This is a genomic window from Pseudomonas sp. S3(2024), assembly GCF_036861315.1.
Classification (GTDB): Bacteria; Pseudomonadota; Gammaproteobacteria; order Pseudomonadales; family Pseudomonadaceae; genus Aquipseudomonas; species Aquipseudomonas putida_A.
The window spans coordinates 391292-413672 of record NZ_JAZAQQ010000002.1 but is presented as its reverse complement, the minus strand read 5'-3'; the positions used below and the strand labels follow the sequence as shown (position 1 = coordinate 413672).

Genomic DNA, 22381 nt, shown 5'->3' with positions numbered 1-22381 from the left:
TAGAAAGAAAAAAGGCGCATCCGAAGATGCGCCTTCAGGCCCGTCTTACTCAGCCTTTGGCGTTTCGCGCAAACGAATGTGCAGCTCGCGCAGTGCCTTGGCATCCACCACACCCGGTGCTTGCGTCATGACGTCCGCAGCACTCTGGGTTTTCGGGAAAGCGATCACTTCACGGATCGACTGGGCGCCGGTCATCAGCATCACCAGACGATCCAGACCGAAGGCCAGACCACCGTGCGGCGGCGCACCATACTTCAGCGCGTCGAGCAGGAAGCCGAACTTCTCTTCCTGTTCCGCTTCATTGATACCCAGCAGGCGGAACACCGCTTGTTGCATTTCCTTGCGATGGATACGGATCGAACCGCCACCCAGCTCGGTGCCGTTGAGCACCATGTCGTAGGCGCGGGACAGAGCGCCGGCCGGATTGGCTTCCAGCTCTTCAGGGGAGCACTTCGGCGCGGTGAACGGGTGGTGCAGCGCCGAGAAGCTGCCGTCGTCGTTTTCTTCGAACATCGGGAAGTCGACGACCCACATTGGCGCCCACTTGCAGGTCAGCAGGTCGAGGTCGTGACCGAGCTTGATACGCAGCGCGCCCAGGGCTTCGCTGACGATCTTGGCCTTGTCGGCGCCGAAGAACACGATGTCGCCGTCAACTGCGCCGACGCGATCGAGGATCACGTTCAAGTTGGCTTCAGGGATGTTTTTCACGATCGGCGATTGCAGGCCTTCAACACCGGCAGCGCGCTCGTTGACCTTGATGTACGCCAGGCCCTTGGCACCGTAGATGCCGACGAACTTGGTGTAGTCGTCGATCTGCTTGCGCGGCATGCTCGCCCCGCCTGGAACGCGCAGCGCGGCGATACGGCATTTCGGATCGTTGGCTGGACCGCTGAACACCTTGAATTCGACTTCTTTGAGTTGATCGGCAACGTCGACCAGTTCCAGCGGGTTACGCAGGTCCGGCTTGTCGGAACCGTAACGACGCATGGCTTCTTCAAAGGTCATGTGCGGGAATTCGCCGAATTCCAGATCCAGCACTTCCTTGAACAGGTTGCGAATCATGCCTTCGGTCAGGCCCATGATGTCTTTTTCGTCGAGGAAGCTGGTCTCGATGTCGATCTGAGTGAACTCAGGCTGACGATCGGCACGCAGGTCTTCGTCGCGGAAGCACTTGGCGATCTGGTAGTAACGGTCGAAACCGGCAACCATCAGCAGTTGCTTGAACAGCTGAGGCGATTGCGGCAGGGCGAAGAACGAACCGGCGTGAGTACGGCTCGGCACCAGGTAGTCACGCGCGCCTTCCGGGGTCGCACGGGTCAGAATCGGCGTTTCTACGTCAAGGAAGCCGTTCTCGTCGAGGAAGCGACGGATGCTGGTGGTCATGCGCGAACGCAGACGCAGCTTCTCGGCCATTTCCGGACGACGCAGGTCCAGGAAGCGATAGCGCAGGCGGGTTTCTTCGCCGACGTCGGAGTATTCGTTGAGCGGGAACGGCGGGGTTTCCGATTCGTTCAGCACTTCCAGTTCGTAGCCCAGCACTTCGATCATGCCCGACGCCATGTTGGCGTTGGTCGCACCGGCTGGACGCAGACGCACCTTGCCGGTGATCTTCACCACGTATTCGCTGCGCACGCGGTCGGCGGCGGCGAAGCTCTCGGCGCGATCCGGATCGAACACCACCTGAGCCAGACCATCACGATCACGGATATCGAGGAAAATCACCCCGCCGTGGTCGCGACGACGGTGAACCCATCCGCAAAGGGTAATTTCCTGGCCTTCCAGGCTTTCGTTCAGTTGGCCGCAATAATGGCTGCGCATCATGGTAGTGGTTTCGCTTCTCGTAATTCGAAATTCGGTGGAGATCCCGTCGCACTCAAGCACTGCGAAATCTCACGCGTGTCGTTCGACCTGGGCCTGAACCCTAGTCAGATTTGTCGCCACCGGCCAGATTCTTCTTGGCTCCGGTCTTGAAATCGGTTTCGTACCAACCGCTGCCGCTGAGGCGAAAACCCGGCATGGACAGCTGTTTCTTGAGCTCTGGCGCCTGACAGGCAGGGCAGTCGACCAGCGGTGCCTCGCTGATCTTTTGAATGGCTTCCAACTGATGACCACAGGAAGCACATTGATAATCGTACATCGGCATGGGGGTGTCTCGGCGATCAGATTGCCACCGCGCGCAGGGCTTTGCGGCGAAAGAGCGGGATTATATCCATTAAATGCGGGCTGTGCAGCCGTAAGACTGCACAGCCCGCCACGTCATTTCAAGTATTGCCCGTTCAGGGCATGACGGCCGCCGGAGTATCGCGCAGGCCATTCATCACGCACACCACCCGTACCAGACCACTGAAGTTTTTCACCCCGCCGTGGCGCAGGTGCACCTGGCGGTCCACATGGGACAGCAGCGTACTGACCGAGCAGCCATTGTGCCCAGCCATGTCACCGAGAATGTTCCAGTAAACCTGCTCGAGCCTCAAGCAAGTGGCAAAGCCGTTCAAACGCACTGATCTGGCCAGCGGCCGGATCAGCTCGAAATCGAAATCGCTGACAAACGGATCGACCTTCATTTCCCGTTGCGAACCGACATGCTCGCATCGCCTGTCTCCACCTACCATATCGCTGACACTCCTTTGTCATCGCTGCTTTTATAAAGACAACATCCTGTGCCTTCATAAAAACGCAGACGCAAAGTCAGCGCCAGATGACTAGTTGCCCAGCAGCGTAGGATAAGCCGACATCTTCAGTAAGATTTGAAACAGTATGCGGACGTCCGCGCACCGGACTATCAGGCCTCGAGCAACGCGCGCAACATCCACGCGGTCTTCTCATGCACCTGCATGCGCTGGGTCAGCAAGTCGGCCGTCGGCTCGTCACTGACCTTGTCCAACAACGGGAAGATGCCGCGAGCGGTGCGAGTGACCGCTTCCTGGCCGTCGACCAACTGCTTGATCATGTCCTCGGCACTTGGCACCCCGACTTCTTCTTTAATAGAGGAGAGACGCGCGTAAGTCGCGTAGGCACCCGGCGCAGGAAAACCCAGAGCGCGGATACGCTCGGCGATCAGATCCACCGCCAGCGCCAGCTCGTTGTATTGCTCTTCGAACATCAAATGCAGGGTCCTGAACATGGGACCTGTGACGTTCCAGTGGAAGTTATGGGTTTTCAGATACAGCACGTAGGTGTCCGACAGCAGCCGCGACAGCCCCTCGACGATGGACTTGCGGTCTTCTTCACTGATACCGATATCGATTGCCATGTTTACCCCCTAAGGCGATTGAATTCATCCAACAGGTGCAGACCCACTCTAGCAAGGCAGCCGCCACCTCGCAGCTGGCAATCTTCACTCGCCATGCGACAAATCGACCGGGCACGTGCCGCTGGCCGGGGTAATTTGAGTAGCTGCAGGCTTTGCTGTTAAATAGGCAGTGTGTCGCTACGCCCCATTTTTCGGGGGTGTCGCGCATAGGCTGATGCCGGGCACGTGTCCAACGCCTCTTTATTGTTCCGAAGCGAACCGTGCGCCTTCAGCTCTTCCTTGTGAGCCGTCATAACGTGAGCCAATCAAAATGTTGAAAATCGTCCACCTGCTAATGGGCGCAGCGGCCTTGCTGCTGTCGTTCATACCTAGCTTGAAATCCGAAGCCGTTCCTTACCTGCAACAACCCGATGCACTTTACCTGGCCTTTTTCGGCCTGCTGAATCTGGTCATCGCTCCAGTGATTCCTTACTGGAACAAAGGCCCGCGCCAGCATCTGCAAAATCTGGTCAGCGCTCTTCTCGTGCTGACTGTCGTCCTGCAAACCCTGACCCTGATCGCACCGATGCCAGTCATCGCCGGTCAACCGGCGGTGTTGTTCAGCCTGGTGATCGCTCTGGTTGCCGTGGTCCTGCATCTGGCCATCAGCTTCTACAAGTCTTCACCGGCCGCCGCACCGACTACCTATGACATGAGCAACCGCGATACCGGTACCGTCAAGTGGTTCAACACCTCCAAAGGCTTCGGCTTTATCTCCCGGGATTCCGGCGATGATATTTTCGTGCACTTTCGTGCAATCCGTGGCGAAGGCCATCGCGTACTGGTCGAAGGCCAGCGCGTGGAGTTCTCGGTGATGAATCGGGACAAAGGCCTGCAAGCCGAGGACGTGATCGCCGCCCTGCCGCGTCGCTGATCCAAGGCAATAAAAAACCGCGAACAGCCAGGCTGCTCGCGGTTTTTTTACGCCTGCATAAAGGTGTTGGCATCAGTAATGCGGTGGTGGCGCCTCTTCCTCGAAAGAATCGAACTGCCCGACCATCTCCTCCTGACGCTTGAGCAAGGCCGCCATTTGCAACTGCAGGCGCTCGATCACCCGCTGCTGCGCCACCAGTTCGTCGTTCAACGCCTGAATGGTGTCATCCTGAAAAGCCAGACGGCTTTCCAGATCGGTGACGCGTTCTTCAAGGTTCATGGTTCAACCCTCCAGAAACGTGAAGTGTTCGGTCAGCACCAGACGCAGCCGCTCACGAATGCTCGCGACCTGCTCGGCGCTGTAGGGTTTGGCCGGGTGTTTGCCCCAGACCGGCGCCGGCCATGCCGCGTCGTCACGCTTGCGCACGATCACATGCATATGCAACTGGCTGACAACGTTGCCCAGCGTCGCGACGTTCAGCTTGTCGGCATCGAACAAGTCCTTGAGCAACTCGGCCAGCGCCGTGGTTTCCTGCCACAACTGCTGCTGGTCGGCGACATCCAACTGAAACAACTCGCTGATATCGTCGCGACGAGGCACCAGGATGAACCACGGGTAATTGGCATCGTTGGACAGCAGCAGCCGGCAGAGCGGGAAATCGCCGATGGTCAGGGTGTCCTGTTGAAGTCGTGAATCTAAAGCAAACACTGCGTGCACTCCCGGCTGATCTACACAATTCAGCTTAGCGGCCATCCAGACAGGCAAGACGCCAAGCGACAGGCAGGCAGCATACCTGCGAATGCGCCGCGCTTCACGATGCAGTGCAGGGTCAGGCCACCACAGCCCTGCCAAGAGACATTCAAGAAGGTTGTGCACCATCCCGGAGCGTAAGCCGGCCTCGAACACGAGCAAATTCCCGAAACAACCTGAACCACCCGACTGCAGAAGCACCGCAAGCTGTATGAATCCAGTACAGCCTGTAAATTTTTTGCACCAAAACCGCACAGTGCGTCTACGCTCAGTGCGTCGGGCATCCGCCAAATACTCACTGACGGGGTGAACCGGTAACGTTTTTGGTTGTCATGGCCCCACGCAAACCTGACAACACGATGCAAAGGTATGCGTCAAGCCCCTGATACAAAAGGGCTTGAACCCCCGTTTTTATGCGGTTTTTACAGCGAAAGGCGGGTGTGCAGAAAAATAAACGTGGCAACCCTGCACTTTGTGCACGCTTGTTGCATTGAGACACACATGGTCTATAAGCGCACCACGGGAAGTGGCAGCTTGAGACCAACCAAACACGGTGGCAGGGTTGCCCCAATGGAGATTCAAGTGTTTTGCCAGGGACTCTTTTTTACCGATGCAAAAAGGCCCAGAAACAGCGATAAAGTTGTCAGCCCGGCTGCATGGGTACTGTGAATTTGCGACATCGACCAAGCCATTTGCGACCTCGTCGTAAAGAACATGAAAGGTTGTATGTGCAAGTATCGCCAACAATGTCGGCGTGATATAAGTTTGCGCCGACACAAAAAGAAAGAGCCGCCCAGATAATAAAACAGGTGGGACGGCAGTACTCTTCTAAAACCAAAGGAGCAAATCACGATGCGCGTGATGAAGTGGAGCACAATCGCACTGGCAGTTGCAGCAGCAGCCAGTACTCAGTTGGCTACGGCCGCCCCGTTTGTTAGTGACCAGGCAGAAGCCAAAGGTTTCGTTGAAGATGCAAAACTCACCGAAACGTTGAAGAACTACTACTTCAACCGCGACAACAAGAACGGTGGCGCTGACCAGAAGGACTGGACCCAGGGTTTCCTGACCAATTTCAACTCCGGTTACACCCAAGGTACTGTCGGCGTAGGTATTGACGCTTTCGGCTACCTGGCTCTCAAACTGGACGGCGGTGACGGTACCTCCGGGTCGGGCAACATGAGCCGTAGCGATGTTGTCAATCCGAACAACGGCGCTCGCGACGTCAATGACAGCCAAGGCAAAGCCGGCGCTGCCATTAAATTCCGCATCTCCAAAACCGAACTGAAAGTCGGCGACCAGCAGCCAAGTACTGCTCCTGTGTTCGCAGTTGGCGGCTCCCGTATCATTCCGCAAACTGCCAGCGGCTTCCAGCTGCAGAGCAGCGAAGTCAAAGACCTTGACCTCGAAGCCGGTCACTTCTACTCGGCGACCAGCCAGGACAAAAACGCCCGTAACGGCGGCCTGTATGCGAACTACGCTGGCGTAGAAGCCAATTCGATCGACTATTTCGGCGGCAAATACGGCATCACCGACAACCTGAGCGCATCGCTCTACGGTGCCAAGCTGGAAGACGTCTGGAACCAGTACTACGCGAACGTGAACCTCACCACCCCATTCGGTGGCGACACTTCGCTGAACACTGACTTCAACATCTACCGCACCACCGATACCGGTGACAAGCTGGCAGGTGACATCAGCAACACTGCCTTCTCCCTGGCAACCGCGCTGTCGTTCCTGAAGGCACACACCTTCACCCTGGCCTTCCAGAAGGTTAACGGCGATACCCCGTTCGACTACGTCGGCGTGGGCAAGAACAACCGTGGCGGCGACTCGATCTTCCTCGCCAACTCCATCCAGTACTCTGACTTCAACGGTCCAGGCGAGAAATCCCTGCAAGCCCGTTACGACCTGAAAATGGCCGAGTACGGCGTACCTGGCCTGAGTTTCATGGTTCGTTACGTCAAAGGTTGGGATATCGACGGTACCGGTCTGGCTGCAAACAGCCAATACCGCACCAGCACTGGCGCACCGCTCTACGGTGAAGATGGCAAACACCACGAAACCAACTTCGAAGCCAAGTACGTTGTTCAGTCTGGCCCAGCGAAAGATCTGTCGTTCCGCATCCGTCAAGCCTGGCACACTGCCAACGCCGACCAGGGTGAAGGCGACGTTAAAGAGTTCCGCCTGATCACCGAATACCCACTGAACATCTTGTAATCGTCAGTGGTTAGTTTGGAAGCATAAAAAAAGGCCCATCTTCGGATGGGCCTTTTTATTGCCTGTCACTTGTAATAGATGCCTGACCAACAAGTCAGGCATTTAATTAGCAACCTATCATTGTGTTGCCGATTCCTGAACCACACGAATCACACGCTGTGGAAACGGAATATCAATACCGGCAGTCTTTAAACGATCACGCGACCGTTCGTTAAACATGAACATCACGTCCCAATAGTCTGCAGTTTTAACCCACACACGCAGGGAAACAGTGATCGAACTGTCACCCAACGTCGAAATGACCGCTTGTGGCGCAGGGTCCTGCAATACGCGCTCATCCTTGGCCAGATCCAGCAGCACCTGACGAGCCTTTTGCAGATCCGCTTCGTAATCCACACCCACGTCAAACACCACTTTGCGGGTTGGTTGACGGTTGGTGTTGGTGATGATGCCGTTCGACAGATTGCCGTTCGGGACGATGATGGTCTTGTTGTCACCGGTACGCAGCACGGTGTGGAAAATCTGGATGCTGTCGACAGTACCCGCCACACCTTGCGCTTCGATCCAGTCACCGATACGGAACGGACGGAACAACAGAATCAGCACGCCGCCGGCGAAATTCGCCAGGCTGCCCTGCAACGCCAGACCGATCGCCAGACCGGCCGCACCGATCGCGGCCACGAACGAGGTGGTTTCCACGCCGATCATCGAGGCGACGCTGACAATCAGCAGCACCTTGAGGATGATGTTCGCCAGGCTGCTGATGAAGCCTTGCAGCGCCAGGTCGGCATTGCGCAGGGCCAGCAGACCGCCGAGTTTTTGCGTGACCTTGTTGATCAGCCACCAGCCAATGGCCAGGGTAATCACCGCCAGCAGCACGCGGCTGCCGTATTCCATGATCATCGGAATCCACGCCTGGGACGCCTTGACCAGGTTGTCTACCTCAGCATTCAAATCCATCTTCCATCTCCTGATTTCCGGCTACCCGGGCTGTACACATATAAAAAGTGGGAGCGGGCTTGCTCGCGAAAGCGCTGTGTCATTCAACAATGAGTTGCCTGACACAGCGCTTTCGCGAGCAAGCCCGCTCCCACAGCCATCTGACCGGACTTAGTCGCGGAAGTTGTTGAACTGCAGTGGCATGCCGAATTCCTTGGCGCGCAGAGCCGCGATGGCTTCCTGCAGGTCATCGCGCTTCTTGCCGGTCACCCGCACCTGCTCGCCCTGAATGGCGGCCTGCACCTTGAGCTTGGCGTCCTTGATGTGCGCGACGATTTTCTTCGCCAACTCCTTGTCGATGCCTTCCTTGAGGATCGCGTCCTGCTTCATCAGCTTGCCCGAGGCGTAAGCGTCTTTTACTTCTAGGCACTGCACATCGATCTTGCGCTTGGTCAGGGCCAGCTTGAGGATCTCGATCATCGCTTCCAGCTGGAACCCGGCTTCAGCGGTCAGGTTGACGGTCAGGTCCTTTTCCTTGAACTCGAAGCTCCCTTTGCCTTTCAGGTCATAGCGACGATCAAGTTCCTTCACGGCGTTCTCGACCGCGTTGGTCAGCTCGTGTTTGTCCAGTTCGGATACCACGTCGAACGACGGCATGTAATCTCTCCAATAAAAAGGCGCGCTCGATCAGGAGGGAGCGCGCTTGGCTTGCGGTTAAAATCCGGCTCATTATAACGGGTCTTTTCCCACCGATACGGCGAGCCTTCCATGCCAGTACCTTACCGAGTGAAAAACTGATGTCCACCCCCTGGCACGTTCTTGGCGCCGGCAGCCTCGGCACCCTGTGGGCCACGCGCCTGGCGCGGGCCGGTCTGCCGGTGCGGCTGATCGTGCGGGATGCCGAGCGCTTGCGCAGCTATCAGGCGGCCGGTGGTCTGACGCTGGTCGAACACGGCGCAGCCACGACCTATGCCGTCCCTGCGCAAACGGCGGACGACCCGGAGCCGATCCGCCGCCTGCTGGTCGCCTGCAAAGCCTATGACGCCGAAAACGCCGTCGCCCGCCTCGCCCCGCGCCTGAGCGCAGATGCCGAGCTGATCCTGCTGCAAAACGGCCTCGGCAGTCAGGACGCGGTCGCAGCGGTGGTTCCGCAGGCACGCTGCATCAGCGCCTCCAGCACCGAAGGCGCGTTCCGCGACGGCGACTGGCGCGTGGTGTTTGCCGGCCACGGTTTCACCTGGCTGGGCGATGCCAGCCATCCGGTGGCGCCGATCTGGCTGGACGATCTTGATGCGGCGAAAATCCCCCACGAGTGGAGCACCGACATCCTCACCCGGCTGTGGCGCAAACTGGCGCTCAATTGCGCGATCAATCCGCTGACCGTGCTCCATGATTGCCGTAACGGCGGGCTGGAGCAGCATCAATGCGAAGTCGCCACGCTGTGCAGCGAGCTGGCCGAATTGCTGGAGCGTTGCGGTCAACCGGCCGCAGCGGTCAATCTGAAACAGGAAGTCGAACGGGTGATTCACGCCACGGCGGCCAATTACTCGTCGATGTATCAGGACGTGGCCAACCGCCGCCGCACCGAAATCAGCTACCTGCTGGGCCACGCCTGCAAAGTCGCCACCCGCCATCAACTGAACCTGCCGCACCTCACTCAGTTGCAGCAACGTCTGGTCGGCCATCTGCGCAGCCTTGGATTGCCCAGCGACTGAGCAGCGGCTACGCTGCCCACTTGTTCCTTTGCTGCGATAAACCTGATGCCATTGCGCCAGCGCCTTGAAAACCTGCCGGTCGGCCAGAAACTGCTGGCCGCCCTGCTGGTGTTGTTGACCACCGTCCTGCTGGTCGCCAACCTGACCTTTATCAGCGCCGCCTATTACATCTCTCAGGAAAGCATGGCGCCGCAAGCTTTGCAGACCATCGGCCGGCTGATCTCCAACCCGAGCCTGGTCGCACAAGCCCTCGAGTCGCCGCAGAGCGCCGAACGCCTGCTCAAGGAACTCGACAGCTATTCGCCACTGCGCGCCGCCGCGTTGTATGACGGTAAGGGTGACCGTCTCGCTCAGGTACAGCGTGGCGACAAGCTCAATCTGCCAGAACGCTATCGACACGTCGAAGCCTGGCAACTCACCGAGTTTCGCAGCAACCAGTTGATCACCCTGCCCCGCCCCGGCACCGCGCCCGGGCACTTGCTGCTGGTCGCCAGCAGTGAACTGCCGATGGCGTTCTACACCGGCACCCTGACTGCCAGTCTCGGCATCCTGATTTTCAGTGTGCTGCTGTGGCTGGTGATTGCGCGGCAGATCAAACGCCTGATCACTCGGCCGATCCATGAACTGGAAGAGCTCTCGCGTCAGGTCACCCGTGAAGAGAACTATGCCCTGCGCGCCTCACGCGGCAACCACGATGAAATCGGCAGCCTCGCCGAGGCGTTCAACACCATGCTCTCGCGCATCGAAGCCCGCGAGCAGCAACTCAAGCGCGCCCGCGATGACTCGCAGGCCGCCTACGATCAGGCCCAGGGCCTGGCCGAAGAAACCCGCCACACCAACCGAAAACTGGAGCTGGAAGTCCAGGTTCGGAGCAAGATCGAGAAGAAGCTCACCGGCTTCCAGAACTACCTCAACAGCATCATCGACTCCATGCCCTCGGCGCTGATCGCTCTCGACGAACAGCTCTACGTGACCCAGTGGAACCAGGAGGCCAGCGCCCTCTCCGGCACGCGCCTGGATGAAGCGCTGAACCAGCCGATCTTCCTCGCCTTCGAACCGCTCAAGCCGTTTCTGCCGCAACTCAAGCAGACCGTGGAAGAACACACCGTGGCGAAGATCGAGCGGGTGACCTGGTTCAAGGACGACGAGCCCAAGCACTACGCCCTGACCTTCTACCCACTGATGGGCGGTGCCGGGCGCGGTGTGGTGATCCGTATCGACGACATCACCCAGCGCCTGTCGCTGGAAGAAATGATGGTGCAGTCGGAAAAAATGCTTTCGGTCGGTGGTCTCGCCGCCGGCATGGCCCATGAGATCAACAACCCGCTGGGCGCGATCCTGCACAACGTGCAGAACATTCGCCGGCGGCTGTCGGCGGATCTGCCGAAGAACCTCGAAACCGCCGAACAGCTCGGCATCGAACTGGACACGGTCAACCGTTACCTGCAAAGCCGCGAAGTACCGAAATTGCTCGACGGCATCCAGCAGGCCGGCGCCCGCGCGGCAAAAATCGTCACGCACATGCTCAGTTTCAGCCGGCGCAGCACCCGGCAAATGGCCCCGTGCGATCTGCCCGCGCTGATCGATCAGGCTGTAGAAATTGCTGGCAACGACTTCGATCTGGCGATCGGTTTCGACTTCAAGGGCCAGGCAATCATCCGCCAGTTCGACCCGGCGCTCGGCCCGGTTCCGGGCACCGCCAACGAACTGGAACAAGTGTTGCTCAACCTGCTGAAAAACGCCGCGCAAGCCATTCACCAGCGCGAAGACGACAGCGAGCCGGGGCGGATCATCCTGCGCACCAAACTCAATCCGCCATGGGCCGAGATTCAGGTCGAGGACAACGGCATCGGCATGAGCGAAAACGTGCGCAAACGCACCTTCGAGCCGTTCTTCACCACCAAGGAAATCGGCCAGGGCACAGGGCTGGGGCTGTCGGTGTCGTACTTCATCATCACCAACAACCACAAAGGCCAGATGGAGGTGCAATCGGCGCCGGGCCAGGGCACCTGCTTCACCTTGCGCCTGCCACTGACCCAACCGGCGGCCATCGCCGCCGAAACCAATCAACTACCGAGGTAACCCATGGGCTTTCGCTTGTCGAAGATCTACACCCGCACCGGCGACACCGGCGAAACCGGCCTGGGCGATGGCCGCCGCGTCCCCAAGGATCACCCGCGGATCGAAGCGATTGGCGAAGTCGATACGCTGAACAGTCAGGTCGGCGTGCTGCTGGCCGGGCTGATCGCCGAGCGCGAGGCGTTCCCGGGGCTGAATGAGCTGATCGACGTGCTCGCGCCTTGCCAGCATCGTCTGTTTGACCTCGGCGGAGAGCTGGCGATGCCGGAATATCAGGCGCTGAACGCGGCGGAAATCGAACGTCTGGAAGCAGCGATTGATGTGTGGAACGAGGAATTGGGGCCGCTGGAGAATTTCATTCTGCCCGGTGGGTCGATGCTGATTGCCCAGGCCCATGTGTGCCGCAGTCTGGCGCGCAGTGCCGAGCGGCGTTGTCAGCATTTGAATGCAATTGAGCCATTGGCCGGGGTTGGTTTGGCGTATATCAATCGGCTGTCGGATCTGTTGTTCGTCGCCGCAAGGTTGATTGCGCGGCGGCAGGGGATTGCGGAGATTTTGTGGCAACCGGCGGCGAAACCTTCAGATATCTAGCGCCTGTAAGGACGCCTTCGCGAGCAAGCCCGCTCCCACAGTTGATTGCATTCATCCAATTGGAATGCAGTCAACTGTGGGAGCGGGCTTGCTCGCGAAGAGGCCAGCAGCCTCTACAGAGAATCGGGCCAGAATGCGCGAATCCCCNAAGCACGCTCCCACAGTTGATTGCATTCATCCAATTGGAATGCAGTCAACTGTGGGAGCGGGCTTGCTCGCGAAGAGGCCAGCAGCCTCTACAGAGAATCGGGCCAGAATGCGCGAATCCCCGCCACACCTTGAGCGCCGACACCCCAAGCCTTTTCACGTTCCGCCGGGCCAACCCCGCCGAGCAAGAACACCGGTTTGCTGAAGCCCTCGATCAACGTCGAAGCCTGCTCCCAGCCCAACGGCTGCGCATCCGGGTGAGTCAGCGTCGGCTGCACCGGCGACAGAGTGACGAAATCCACGCCCATCTGCTCGGCCAGTGCCAGTTCTTCGGCGTTGTGGCACGAAGCGGCCAACCAGCGCTCCGCCGGCAGCGCTCGCCCTGCTGCGGCGTATTTGCGCAGTTGCGCGGACGTGATGTGCCAACCGGCCGACGGGAAATCGCCGAGCCATTCGAACGGTCCCTTGATCATCAACTGCGCCTTGCCGGCACACAGACCGGCTGCATCCACCGCCAGATCGCGGTATTTGGGGTCATAGCCGTTCGGCGCGCGCAGCTGGATCAGTTTGATCCCGCCGGCAATCGCCTTCTGAATGCCGCGCAGCAAGGCCGGGGCTTCCAGATCGTCCGGCGTGATCAGGTATTCGCCGGGCAGACGCGCCGCGGCCACGATCGGCTGATTGGCCGCCGGGAACTCGTAGTTCAGCAGATCCTTGGCGGTCACCCAGGCCAGTGGCTGACCTTCGGCACCGTGCGGCTCACCGCTGAAGCTCGACACTTCCCAGACATCCAGCAGTACCTGCTTGTCCGGGTAATCGTGGCGCACCTTGATCAGTGGACGAGCGGCGCCAACGACAATGCCAAGCTCTTCCTGCAGCTCGCGAGCCAGGGCGCTTTCGACCGATTCGTCAGCCTCGACCTTGCCGCCGGGAAATTCCCACAAGCCGCCCTGATGCTGGGTGTCGGCACGACGGGCGATGAGGATTTTGCCGCTGTCGTCACGAATGACGGCAGCCGCGACATGTACGCGTTTCACGGATTCAACTCCTCCAGTCCAGCCTTTTGCCACGCCTTGAAGGCGGGCCATTGGTAGACGGTTTCAACATAGGCTTCATCAACCGTCGGCAACTGCACCTGGTAAGTCCGCAGGCGCACGGCAATCGGGGCGAAGAACGCGTCAGCCAGGCTCACCCGGCCAAACAGATACGGCCCAGGCTCCGTGGCGGCAGCACGGCATTCAGCCCACAGCGCGAGCATGCGTTCGATATCGACCTTCACCTCTGGCGGCACCGGGTTGAGCGGTGCGTCGTGGCTCAGGTTGAACGGCATGTGATTGCGCATGGCGAAAAAGCCACTGTGCATCTGCGCGCACGCAGAACGGGCCTGGGCACGGGCAAACAGGTCGATTGGCCAGAGCTGTTCGGATGGGAACTGCTCGGCCAGGTATTCGGCGATCGCCAAAGAGTCGGCGATGGTGCCACGAGAGGTTTGCAGCAATGGCACCTTGGCGGTCGGCGAATGCTTGAGCAGCTTCTCGCGGGTGTCGGGCTTGCCGAGCCTGATCAGTTCTTCGCTGTAGGGAGCGCCGGTCAGCTCCAGCGCCAGAGCGGCGCGCAGGGACCAGGAGGAAAGCAGTTTGTCGCCGATGATCAGGTGCAGGGACATGGTGTGGCGCCTTTTCGTCAGTGGAAAGCTTCAAGACTTGTGGTGACTGGGCCGACGCTTTCGCGGGCAAGCCCGCTCCCACAGTAGTTTCGGTCGTTCACAAAGGTTGTGTACACCGCAGAACCCTGTGGGAGCGGGCTTGCCCGCGAAGAGGCCGGCACATTCAACATTGATGTTGCCCGATACAACGCCATCGCGAGCAGGCTCGCTCCCACATGGGATCGTGTTGTCACCAATCCCCCTGTGGGAGCGGGCTTGCCCGCGAAGAGGCCGGCACATTCAACATTGATGTTGCCCGATACAACGCCATCGCGAGCAGGCTCGCTCCCACATTGGATCGTGTTGTCACAAATCCCCCTGTGGGAGCGAGCCTGCTCGCGAAAGAAGCGACCCGGTCTTGGATCAGGTGCGGTATTCGGCGTTGATCTTCACGTATTCATGCGACAGGTCGGTGGTCCAGATGGTTTCGCTGCAGTCACCGCGACCCAGTTCGATACGGATGGTGATCTCTTCCTGCTGCATCACCGCCGAACCCTGTGCCTCAGTGTAGGTCGCTGCGCGTGCGCCACGGCTGGCGATGCACACGTCGCCGAGGAACACGTCGATCTTGCTCACATCCAGATTCGGCACGCCGGCACGGCCGACAGCGGCCAGAATACGGCCCCAGTTCGGGTCGGAGGCGAACAGCGCGGTCTTGATCAGCGGCGAGTGGGCCACGGTGTAACCGACGTCGAGGCATTCCTGATGATTGCCGCCGCCGTTGACTTCAACGGTGACGAACTTGGTCGCGCCTTCGCCGTCACGCACGATGGCCTGGGCCACGTCCATGCACACTTCGAACACAGCCTGTTTCAGCTTGTTGAACAGCTCGCCTTCGGCGCGAGTGATTTCCGGCAGTGCAGCCTTGCCGGTGGCAATCAGCATGCAGCAGTCGTTGGTCGAAGTGTCGCCGTCGATGGTGATGCGGTTGAACGACTTGTTCGCACCGTCGAGCATCAGGTTGTGCAGTACGTCGCGGGAAACTTTGGCATCGGTGGCGATGTAGCCGAGCATGGTCGCCATGTTCGGGCGAATCATGCCTGCACCTTTGCTGATGCCGGTGACGGTAATGGTCACGCCATCATGCTCGAACTGGCGGCTGGCACCCTTGGGCAGGGTGTCGGTGGTCATGATGCCAGTGGCGGCAGCTTCCCAGTTGTTTTCCGACAGATCATCCAGTGCGGCCTGCAGCGCGCCTTCGATCTTCTCGACCGGCAGCGGCTCACCGATCACGCCGGTGGAGTACGGCAGGATCTGGCTGGCATCGACACCTGTCAGCTCGGCCAGTTTCGCCGTGGTGCGCTCGGCAGCCGCCAGGCCCGGCTCACCGGTACCGGCGTTGGCATTGCCGGTGTTGGTCAGCAGGTAACGCACGTCGTTGTGCACGCGTTTTTTCGCCAGGATCACCGGCGCGGCGCAAAAGGCGTTCAACGTGAACACACCGGCCACGGTCGAACCTTCGGCGCAGCGCATCACTACCACATCCTTGCGCCCCGGGCGCTTGATGCCGGCCGAGGCAATACCGAGTTCAAAACCGGCAACCGGGTGCAACGTTGGCAAAGGACCAAGACCAACAGCCATGAATGCGCTCCTTACTCAATGATGTCAGCACCGCTCACAGGGATGGCGGTGGTGTAAATGGCAAAACGCCGCGACGGCAGGAGCCGGTCGCGGCGCGGGTATTTCAGCGATTGAAACGGGGGTTACTGGATCTGCCCGTGGCAATGCTTGAATTTCTTGCCCGAACCGCAGTAGCACAGTTCGTTGCGACCCAGCTTCTGCTCGTTGCGCACCGGCGCGGTGGCGAGGGCGACATCGACCTCTTCACCCAATACTTCCGGCTGCTCCAGACCAGGGGCCTCGGCGTGTTCGAACTGCATGCGCGCGGCCAGTGCTTCGGCTTCCTCACGCAGGCGTTGCTCTTCGGCTTCCGGATCTTCGCGGCGCACCTGAACGTGCGACAGCACACGAATCGAGTCGCGCTTGATCGAATCCAGCAGCTCGGAGAACAGCGTGAACGACTCGCGCTTGTATTCCTGCTTCGGGTTCTTCTGGGCGTAGCCACGCAGGTGGATGCCGTGACGCAGGTGATCCATGGTCGACAGGTGGTCTTTCCACAGGTCGTCCAGCACGCGCAGAACGATTTGTTTCTCGAACGAGCGCAGTGCTTCGGCACCGGCCTGATCTTCTTTCTCGTTGTACGCCGCCATCAGCTCGACCATCAGCTTCTCGCGCAGGGTCTCTTCGTACAGGTGATCGTCTTCGTCGAGCCATTGCTGGATCGGCAGTTTCACCCCGAAGTCGCTGGCAATCGACGCTTCCAGACCGGCCACGTCCCACTGCTCTGGCAGCGATTGCGGCGGAATGTGCGCGCTGACGGTGGCGTTGAGCACGTCCTGACGGAAATCGGCGATGGTTTCACCGATGTTGTCGGCGGCCAGCAACGTGTTACGCATGTGATAGATCACTTTACGCTGTTCGTTGTTGACGTCGTCGAACTCGAGCAGTTGTTTACGGATGTCGAAGTTGCGACCTTCCACCTTGCGCTGCGCCTTCTCGATCGCGTTGGTCACCATGCGGTGCTCGATCGCTTCGCCCGGCTGCATGCCCAGGGCTTTCATGAAGTTCTTTACCCGGTCAGAGGCGAAGATGCGCATCAGGCTGTCTTCCAGCGACAGGTAGAAGCGGCTGGAACCGGCATCGCCCTGACGGCCGGCACGGCCACGCAGCTGGTTGTCGATACGACGGGATTCGTGACGCTCGGAGGCAATCACCTGCAGACCGCCGGACTCCAGCACTTGCTGGTGACGCTTCTGCCAGTCAGCCTTGATCTGGGCGATCTGCTCGGGGCTCGGGTTTTCCAGCGCCGCGACTTCCACTTCCCAGTTACCGCCCAACAGGATGTCGGTACCACGACCGGCCATGTTGGTGGCGATGGTCAGGGCGCCCGGACGACCGGCTTGCGCGATGATCTCGGCTTCTTTTTCGTGGAACTTGGCGTTCAGCACCTTGTGTTCGATGCCTTCCTTGTTGAGCAGGTTGGACACATGCTCGGAAGTTTCGATGGTCGCGGTGCCCACCAGGATCGGACGGCCCTGGGCCATACCTTCCTTGATGTCGTTGATGATCGCCGCGTATTTCTCTTCGGCGGTCAGGAACACCAGGTCGTTGAAATCTTTACGCGCCAACGGCTTGTTCGGCGGAATCACCATGACCTGCAGGCCATAGATCTGGTGGAATTCGAACGCTTCGGTGTCGGCGGTACCGGTCATGCCGGACAGCTTGGTGTACAGACGGAAGTAGTTCTGGAACGTGGTCGAAGCCAGAGTCTGGCTCTCGGCCTGAATGTTCAGACCTTCCTTGGCTTCGATGGCCTGGTGCAGGCCTTCGGACAGACGACGACCCGGCATGGTACGACCGGTGTGTTCGTCGACCAGTACGACCTGACCGTCCTGCACGATGTATTCGACGTTGCGGTGGAACAGCTTGTGCGCACGCAGACCCGAATAGACGTGGGTCAGCAGGCCCAGGTTATGCGCCGAGTACAGGCTCTCGCCTTCAGCCAGCAGGCCGACGCCGGTGAGCATTTCTTCGATGTACTGGTGACCGGCTTCGTTGAGTTCGACCTGACGGGTCTTCTCGTCGATGGTGTAGTGACCGGCCTTGGTGACCTGGCCTTCGACTTCTTCGACGTGCAGTTCCAGCTGCGGGATCAGTTTGTTGATCTCCATGTACAGCTTGGAACTGTCCTCGGCCTGACCGGAAATGATCAGCGGGGTACGGGCTTCGTCGATGAGGATGGAGTCGACTTCGTCGATCACGGCAAAATTGAGTTCGCGCTGGAATTTCTCTTCCATGCTGAACGCCATGTTGTCGCGCAGGTAGTCGAACCCGAATTCGTTGTTGGTACCGTAGGTGATGTCGGCAGCGTAGGCGGCGCGCTTCTCTTCTGGCGGCTGGAACGGCGTCACGACGCCGACGGTCAGGCCGAGGAATTCATACAGCGGGCGCATCCAGTTGGCGTCACGGCGGGCCAGGTAGTCGTTCACGGTTACAACGTGCACGCCCTTGCCGGACAGCGCGTTGAGGTAAACGCCCAGGGTCGCTACGAGGGTTTTACCCTCACCGGTACGCATTTCGGCAATCATGCCTTCATGCAGGGTCATGCCGCCGATCAACTGGACGTCGAAGTGGCGCATGCCCATGACGCGCTTGCCGGCTTCACGGGCGACCGCGAAGGCTTCAGGCAACAGCTTGTCGAGGGATTCCCCTTTGGCGATACGGGCCTTGAACTCATTGGTCTTGGCGCGCAATTGATCGTCCGAAAGGGCCACCATTTGCTCTTCGAAGGCATTGACGAGCTGCACCGTCTTGAGCATGCGTTTGACTTCACGCTCGTTCTTGCTTCCAAAAAGTTTCTTTAACAAAGGCGCAAACATATCGGCAGGATCTTCCACACTAAAGGGATGGAGGGCGGCCCCGTGAGTCGCCCGTGCAGCCCTCATGGCCGCATGCGAACGAGCATTCTACCCGGAAACGGTGGTGAGGAAAGTGGCGATATTCCACGATGCTGGCACTGCGCTTTGACGGGGCTCACTTAAAATAAGGGCGTTTTGCTCAACTTCAACCCATCAAGGCAAGAAGTTAGTTGTTGATTTAATGGGTAAAGCAGGGACAAAAGCAATGGGCGAGTGGTTCCGTTGCTTTCTGCTAACATGGCGCTTCTGTTACTTCAGGTGTTCGATCATGGCATTTCGCCCCCTTACAGCCAGAGCGCCCGCCGTTCTGCTACGCGAAGCCAAGCCGCTCAAAGCCATTCTTGGTCATGCCCAACGCCTCGCTCATCTGCAACGCCTGCTTGAAAGCCAGCTGCAACCTGCCGCCCGCGCACATTGTCATGTGGCCAAGTGGCGTGAAGGCGAACTGTCGCTGGTGGTCACCGACGGCCATTGGGCGACACGCCTGCGCTACCAGCAAAAACGCCTGCAACGGCAATTGCAGCTGTTCGAAGAGTTCGCCAACCTGACGCGAATCAAATTCAGCGTGCGACCACCGATCGTCCAGCCTGGGGCTGTCGGGCACACGATGGACCTGTCGAGCAATGCGGCGGCGACCATTCAGTCCACGGCCGACGGGATCAGCGATCCCGCTCTGCGTGCGGCACTTGAGCGCCTGGCGGCACACGCCAAAGACAAATCCTGATCTCAATCCAGAAAACTGCCACTTATCTAATGTGGGAGCGGGCTTGCTCGCGAAGGCGTCCTTTCAGGCAACATTATTGTTGACTGGCAGACCGCTTTCGCGAGCAAGCCCGCTCCCACAGTTTGGATCAACGCCGTTTGCTGCCACCGAGCAACGACCCCATCAAGCCGCGCACCAGTTGTTTACCCAGATTGTTGGCCGCCTGACGCATGGCTGACTTCAACGCCTGCCCCGCCGCCGTGCCCAGAAACTCTCCGGCACGATCAGCCAGGCTCGGCTTTTCGGCTGCCGGCTTACCCGCTGGCGCATCCGCCTCCGGCGCCAGATCCTTGCGGCCCATCAGGATTTCATATGCCGACTCACGATCAATCGGCTTGTCATATCGGCCCTTGAACGGCGACCCGGCGATCAGCATCGTGCGTTCGGTTTCGCTCAACGGCCCGATCCGCGACTGTGGCGGCGCCACCAGCACCCGCTGGACCATCTCCGGCGTGCCTTTTTCCTGCAGCGTCCCGACCAGTGCTTCACCGATACCCAGCTCGGTCAGCACCGACAAGGTGTCGAACGCCGGATTTGGCCGGAAACCATCGGCCACCGCCCGCAGGGATTTCTGTTCCTTGGCGGTGAACGCACGCAAGCCGTGCTGAATCCGCAGGCCAAGTTGTGCCAGCACGTTATCCGGCAAATCCCCCGGCGACTGGGTGACGAAATACACACCCACGCCTTTCGAGCGAATCAGCCGCACCACCTGCTCCAAACGCTCCTGCAACGCCTTGGGCGTATCGCCGAACAACAAATGCGCTTCATCGAAGAACAGCGCCAGCAGCGGTTTGTCGGCATCCCCGCGCTCCGGCAATTGCTCGAACAGCTCGGCCAGCAGCCACAGCAGGAACGTCGCGTAGACCTTCGGTGCCTCATGCACCAGACGGCTGGCATCGAGCAAATGAATCCGCCCACGACCATCGGCGGCCGGTTGCAGAATGTCTTCGAGTTGCAGCGCCGGTTCGCCGAACAACGCTTCAGCGCCCTGCTGCTCCAGGGTCGCCAGCCGGCGCAACAGTGCCTGGCTGGAACCGGTGGTCATCAGCGCGGCGTCTTCGCCGAGCAACTGCGGGTTGTCCTTGAGGTGATTGAGCAGCGCCTTGAGGTCTTTCAGATCCAGCAGCAACAGACCTTCGCGGTCGGCCACTTTAAAGGCTGCGTACAGCGCCGACTGCTGGCTGTCGGTCAGCTCCAGCAGGCTGCCGATGAGCAGCGGGCCCATTTCACTCAAAGTCGTGCGCAACGGATGACCGGATTCACCGTGAATGTCCCACAGCGTCACCGGATAAGCCTGCGGCTTGTGGTCGAGCCAGGGCATCCCGGCGATGCGCTCGGCGACCTTGCCCTGCGGATTGCCGGCGGCACCGAGGCCGCACAGGTCGCCCTTGATGTCGGCGGCGAACACCGCGACCCCGGCGTCACTGAATGCTTCGGCAAGGCGTTGCAAAGTCACGGTCTTGCCGGTGCCGGTCGCACCGGCGATCAGCCCGTGGCGGTTAGCCAGGCGCATGGCCTGAGCAATCGGTTGCCCCGCCAGATCGGCGCCGATAACGAGTTGCGATGTGTCAGGCATTTTGTCACCTATGGTTAATCTTTAATCCGTTGTGGCCGATAGCTAAGGGCGAGAACCTGACTGAAAAGTCGGTCGGACATTTCCCTAAGGAGAGTCGGAAATATCAGTTGTTTCACCCTTGCCCATTTTGCGCGTCTTTATAAAAGCACGCCCAGGACATTAAGACCTTAGCGGAACCCCAAGCCATGAACAAAAACCTGCGCTTCAGCCATAAAATTTTGCTTGCCGCCGCCCTCATCGTCATCGCCGCTTTCGCCTCGTTCACGCTGTACAACGACTGGCTGCAACGCAACGCGATCCGCGATGACCTGAACAACTATCTCAACGAGATGGGCGAAGTCACCGCCGACAACATCCAGACCTGGCTCAACGGGCGCATTCTGCTGGTCGAGAACGCCGCCCAGAACATCGCCATCAATCCGGACCCGGCCAACGTCGCCAGCCTGCTGGAACAGAAATCCCTGACCTCGACGTTCATGGCCACTTACCTGGGCGATGCCACCGGTCACTTCACCATCCGTCCGGACGTGAAGATGCCGGACGGTTTCGATCCTCGGGTGCGCCCTTGGTATAAAGGGGCCGAGAGCAGCAGCGCGTCGACCCTGACCGAACCGTACATCGACGCCGCCACCGGGCAGTTGATCATCTCCATCGCCACCGCCTCGAAAAAGGCCGGCCAGAGCGTTGGCGTGGTCGGCGGCGACCTGAGCCTGCAAACCCTGGTCGACACCCTCACCGCCCGGGACTTCTCCGGTATGGGCTACGCGTTCCTGGTCAGCGCCGACGGCAAGATCCTCGTGCACCCGGACAAGGCACTGGTGATGAAGTCGCTGAAAGAAGCCTATCCGCAAGACACCCCGCGCATCAGCAGCGACTTCAGTGAAATCACCGTCGATGGCAAGACGCGCATCGTCAGCTTCGCGCCGATCAAAGGCCTGCCGTCGGTGAACTGGTACATCGGCCTGTCGGTGGACAAGGACAAAGCCTTCTCGATGCTCAGTGAGTTCCGCACCTCGGCGGTGATTGCCACGGTGATTGCGGTGGTGATCATCATCGCGTTGCTGGGCATGCTGATTCGCCTGCTGATCCAGCCACTGCACGTCATGACCCGCGCCATGGAAGACATCGCCGACGGTGAGGGCGACCTGACCAAGCGCCTGACCATCGTCAATAACGACGAGTTTGGCGTGCTGGGTACTGCATTCAACCGTTTCGTCGAGCGTATTCACGGCTCGATCCGCGAAGTGTCGTCGGC

19 protein-coding genes and 1 pseudogene are annotated in these 22381 nt (G+C 59.5%); 7 read left to right on the top strand and 13 right to left on the bottom strand.

Features of this window, described 5'->3' with window-relative positions; all coding sequences use genetic code 11:
• Positions 1-45: 45 nt before the first annotated feature.
• The 4 genes from aspS to VLA07_RS06560 form a co-directional block, all read right to left on the bottom strand.
• The gene (aspS, locus tag VLA07_RS06575; protein WP_003227530.1) at positions 46-1821 is read right to left on the bottom strand and encodes an aspartate--tRNA ligase; all 1776 of its coding nucleotides are present in this window, start codon (positions 1819-1821) and stop codon (positions 46-48) included.
• Between the two features lie 100 nt (positions 1822-1921).
• Complete coding sequence (locus tag VLA07_RS06570; protein WP_003227532.1) at positions 1922-2143, bottom strand: FmdB family zinc ribbon protein; 222 nt, start codon at positions 2141-2143, stop codon at positions 1922-1924.
• A gap of 133 nt (positions 2144-2276) precedes the next feature.
• Complete coding sequence (locus VLA07_RS06565) at positions 2277-2612, bottom strand: ribbon-helix-helix domain-containing protein (RefSeq protein ID WP_247269719.1); 336 nt, start codon at positions 2610-2612, stop codon at positions 2277-2279.
• 170 nt (positions 2613-2782) lie between these two features.
• On the bottom strand, positions 2783-3253 hold the full coding sequence (locus VLA07_RS06560; RefSeq protein WP_007912745.1) for a Dps family protein: 471 nt from the start codon (positions 3251-3253) through the stop codon (positions 2783-2785).
• A gap of 310 nt (positions 3254-3563) precedes the next feature.
• On the opposite strand from VLA07_RS06560, the gene VLA07_RS06555 reads away from it, so the two are divergent.
• Positions 3564-4166: a cold-shock protein gene (locus tag VLA07_RS06555; protein ID WP_027612531.1), complete on the top strand. Its 603-nt coding sequence runs from the start codon at positions 3564-3566 to the stop codon at positions 4164-4166.
• A 72-nt stretch (positions 4167-4238) separates the two neighbouring features.
• Here VLA07_RS06555 and VLA07_RS06550 read toward each other — a convergent pair whose 3' ends face one another.
• Together VLA07_RS06550 and VLA07_RS06545 are read right to left on the bottom strand one after the other, a co-directional pair.
• Positions 4239-4445 carry a SlyX family protein gene (locus tag VLA07_RS06550; RefSeq protein ID WP_007962092.1) on the bottom strand — a complete coding sequence of 69 codons (207 nt, stop codon included), beginning with the start codon at positions 4443-4445 and terminating at the stop codon, positions 4239-4241.
• 3 nt (positions 4446-4448) lie between these two features.
• Positions 4449-4874, bottom strand: a complete 426-nt coding sequence (locus VLA07_RS06545; protein ID WP_027612530.1) for an HIT family protein — start codon at positions 4872-4874, stop codon at positions 4449-4451.
• 894 nt (positions 4875-5768) lie between these two features.
• Between VLA07_RS06545 and VLA07_RS06540 the strand changes: the two genes are divergently transcribed.
• Positions 5769-7133 carry an OprD family porin gene (locus VLA07_RS06540; protein WP_247269718.1) on the top strand — a complete coding sequence of 455 codons (1365 nt, stop codon included), beginning with the start codon at positions 5769-5771 and terminating at the stop codon, positions 7131-7133.
• A 117-nt stretch (positions 7134-7250) separates the two neighbouring features.
• Here the strand turns inward: VLA07_RS06540 and VLA07_RS06535 are convergent, their stop codons facing one another.
• Complete coding sequence (locus VLA07_RS06535) at positions 7251-8093, bottom strand: mechanosensitive ion channel family protein (RefSeq protein ID WP_333988632.1); 843 nt, start codon at positions 8091-8093, stop codon at positions 7251-7253.
• A gap of 150 nt (positions 8094-8243) precedes the next feature.
• Positions 8244-8729 (bottom strand): YajQ family cyclic di-GMP-binding protein, encoded by a 486-nt coding sequence (locus tag VLA07_RS06530; protein ID WP_003227548.1) that lies wholly within the window; start codon positions 8727-8729, stop codon positions 8244-8246.
• A gap of 140 nt (positions 8730-8869) precedes the next feature.
• Here VLA07_RS06530 and VLA07_RS06525 point away from each other — a divergent pair, with 140 nt between their 5' ends.
• From VLA07_RS06525 to VLA07_RS06515, 3 genes are read left to right on the top strand one after another with little or no spacing between them, the layout of a single operon-like run.
• Positions 8870-9787, top strand: coding sequence for a putative 2-dehydropantoate 2-reductase (locus VLA07_RS06525; protein WP_330207695.1), 918 nt, complete (start codon positions 8870-8872; stop codon positions 9785-9787).
• 45 nt (positions 9788-9832) lie between these two features.
• A complete protein-coding gene (locus VLA07_RS06520; protein WP_095137029.1) occupies positions 9833-11869 on the top strand; it encodes a sensor histidine kinase in 2037 nt (678 codons plus the stop codon).
• 3 nt (positions 11870-11872) lie between these two features.
• A complete protein-coding gene (locus VLA07_RS06515) occupies positions 11873-12457 on the top strand; it encodes a cob(I)yrinic acid a,c-diamide adenosyltransferase (RefSeq protein WP_333988631.1) in 585 nt (194 codons plus the stop codon).
• Positions 12458-12693: 236 nt separating this feature from the next.
• Here the strand turns inward: VLA07_RS06515 and VLA07_RS06510 are convergent, their stop codons facing one another.
• The 4 genes from VLA07_RS06510 to secA form a co-directional block, all read right to left on the bottom strand.
• A complete protein-coding gene (locus VLA07_RS06510; RefSeq protein ID WP_333988630.1) occupies positions 12694-13641 on the bottom strand; it encodes a Nudix family hydrolase in 948 nt (315 codons plus the stop codon).
• Complete coding sequence (locus VLA07_RS06505) at positions 13638-14270, bottom strand: glutathione S-transferase family protein (RefSeq protein ID WP_333988629.1); 633 nt, start codon at positions 14268-14270, stop codon at positions 13638-13640. The genes VLA07_RS06510 and VLA07_RS06505 overlap by 4 nt, the downstream gene beginning before the upstream one ends.
• A gap of 402 nt (positions 14271-14672) precedes the next feature.
• Positions 14673-15890 carry a bifunctional glutamate N-acetyltransferase/amino-acid acetyltransferase ArgJ gene (argJ, locus tag VLA07_RS06500; RefSeq protein WP_103367418.1) on the bottom strand — a complete coding sequence of 406 codons (1218 nt, stop codon included), beginning with the start codon at positions 15888-15890 and terminating at the stop codon, positions 14673-14675.
• A gap of 122 nt (positions 15891-16012) precedes the next feature.
• Positions 16013-18748: a preprotein translocase subunit SecA gene (gene secA, locus VLA07_RS06495; RefSeq protein WP_027612522.1), complete on the bottom strand. Its 2736-nt coding sequence runs from the start codon at positions 18746-18748 to the stop codon at positions 16013-16015.
• 307 nt (positions 18749-19055) lie between these two features.
• Between secA and VLA07_RS06490 the strand changes: the two genes are divergently transcribed.
• Positions 19056-19511 (top strand): DUF721 domain-containing protein, encoded by a 456-nt coding sequence (locus VLA07_RS06490; RefSeq protein WP_096795098.1) that lies wholly within the window; start codon positions 19056-19058, stop codon positions 19509-19511.
• Positions 19512-19638: 127 nt separating this feature from the next.
• On the opposite strand, the gene VLA07_RS06485 is transcribed toward VLA07_RS06490, so the two are convergent.
• Positions 19639-21126, bottom strand: coding sequence for a helicase HerA-like domain-containing protein (locus VLA07_RS06485; protein ID WP_333988628.1), 1488 nt, complete (start codon positions 21124-21126; stop codon positions 19639-19641).
• 185 nt (positions 21127-21311) lie between these two features.
• On the opposite strand from VLA07_RS06485, the pseudogene VLA07_RS27150 reads away from it, so the two are divergent.
• Positions 21312-22343 (top strand): annotated as a pseudogene (locus VLA07_RS27150) (HAMP domain-containing protein); the annotation flags it as partial.
• Positions 22344-22381: the final 38 nt, after the last annotated feature.

What these genes read in the sequence shown, in the direction of transcription:
- aspS (WP_003227530.1), bottom strand. Translation starts at nt 1,821, where the DNA reads ATGATGCGCAGCCATTATTGCGGCCAACTGAACGAAAGCCTGGAAGGC.
- VLA07_RS06570 (WP_003227532.1), bottom strand. Translation starts at nt 2,143, where the DNA reads ATGCCGATGTACGATTATCAATGTGCTTCCTGTGGTCATCAGTTGGAA.
- VLA07_RS06565 (WP_247269719.1), bottom strand. Translation starts at nt 2,612, where the DNA reads ATGGTAGGTGGAGACAGGCGATGCGAGCATGTCGGTTCGCAACGGGAA.
- VLA07_RS06560 (WP_007912745.1), bottom strand. Translation starts at nt 3,253, where the DNA reads ATGGCAATCGATATCGGTATCAGTGAAGAAGACCGCAAGTCCATCGTC.
- VLA07_RS06555 (WP_027612531.1), top strand. Translation starts at nt 3,564, where the DNA reads ATGTTGAAAATCGTCCACCTGCTAATGGGCGCAGCGGCCTTGCTGCTG.
- VLA07_RS06550 (WP_007962092.1), bottom strand. Translation starts at nt 4,445, where the DNA reads ATGAACCTTGAAGAACGCGTCACCGATCTGGAAAGCCGTCTGGCTTTT.
- VLA07_RS06540 (WP_247269718.1), top strand. Translation starts at nt 5,769, where the DNA reads ATGCGCGTGATGAAGTGGAGCACAATCGCACTGGCAGTTGCAGCAGCA.
- VLA07_RS06535 (WP_333988632.1), bottom strand. Translation starts at nt 8,093, where the DNA reads ATGGATTTGAATGCTGAGGTAGACAACCTGGTCAAGGCGTCCCAGGCG.
- VLA07_RS06530 (WP_003227548.1), bottom strand. Translation starts at nt 8,729, where the DNA reads ATGCCGTCGTTCGACGTGGTATCCGAACTGGACAAACACGAGCTGACC.
- VLA07_RS06525 (WP_330207695.1), top strand. Translation starts at nt 8,870, where the DNA reads ATGTCCACCCCCTGGCACGTTCTTGGCGCCGGCAGCCTCGGCACCCTG.
- VLA07_RS06520 (WP_095137029.1), top strand. Translation starts at nt 9,833, where the DNA reads ATGCCATTGCGCCAGCGCCTTGAAAACCTGCCGGTCGGCCAGAAACTG.
- VLA07_RS06515 (WP_333988631.1), top strand. Translation starts at nt 11,873, where the DNA reads ATGGGCTTTCGCTTGTCGAAGATCTACACCCGCACCGGCGACACCGGC.
- VLA07_RS06505 (WP_333988629.1), bottom strand. Translation starts at nt 14,270, where the DNA reads ATGTCCCTGCACCTGATCATCGGCGACAAACTGCTTTCCTCCTGGTCC.
- argJ (WP_103367418.1), bottom strand. Translation starts at nt 15,890, where the DNA reads ATGGCTGTTGGTCTTGGTCCTTTGCCAACGTTGCACCCGGTTGCCGGT.
- secA (WP_027612522.1), bottom strand. Translation starts at nt 18,748, where the DNA reads ATGTTTGCGCCTTTGTTAAAGAAACTTTTTGGAAGCAAGAACGAGCGT.
- VLA07_RS06490 (WP_096795098.1), top strand. Translation starts at nt 19,056, where the DNA reads ATGGCATTTCGCCCCCTTACAGCCAGAGCGCCCGCCGTTCTGCTACGC.
- VLA07_RS06485 (WP_333988628.1), bottom strand. Translation starts at nt 21,126, where the DNA reads ATGCCTGACACATCGCAACTCGTTATCGGCGCCGATCTGGCGGGGCAA.